The following is a 445-nucleotide window of genomic DNA, read 5'->3' as shown; positions in this document are numbered from 1 at the left end:
GTATAAACCAATCCCGAATTATCCAAACTACCGCACATGCAAATTTAATAATTCTTTTCTGCAAACTAGTCGTTATTTAGACAGCAGAATCCCTCGTTATCTCATTGATAAATACGGGGTAGAAAAGATTCACATACGATTAGAACCTTATTACATTAGTGATCGCGGGGCGAAATTTGACCTTACAGAAGAATTTTTACAACCTCCTAACCCTAAATGGCTTAAGGACCTAAAAATGCACCACAACCAAAAAGAAGGGTGTCAAATATTCATCCCTGAATTAACAACTAGTGATTTACAAGGTGATTCAAAAAAAATAAAACAATTTAATGAGTACCATAAATTGAAATTAAGAAAACTTGAAACGATCGCTATTATGAGAAATGAAAATGGAAAAAAACATTTTAGTATGTCTTTAGAAGAACTATCTGAAGAAAAAGATGAA

At 32.1% G+C, this 445-nt stretch carries 1 protein-coding gene; it reads left to right on the top strand.

Annotated features, from left to right (window positions below; translation table 11 throughout):
- A partial coding sequence (locus RCF13_RS18360) for a hypothetical protein (RefSeq protein WP_308141440.1) occupies positions 1-445 on the top strand: 445 nt, incomplete at both ends.

It is taken from the genome of Stenotrophomonas maltophilia group sp. RNC7 (assembly GCF_030910085.1).
In the GTDB taxonomy this organism is placed as follows: Bacteria; Pseudomonadota; Gammaproteobacteria; order Xanthomonadales; family Xanthomonadaceae; genus Stenotrophomonas; species Stenotrophomonas sepilia.
The sequence above is the reverse complement of the archived record's forward strand: the minus strand, read 5'-3'. Positions and strand labels throughout refer to the sequence as shown.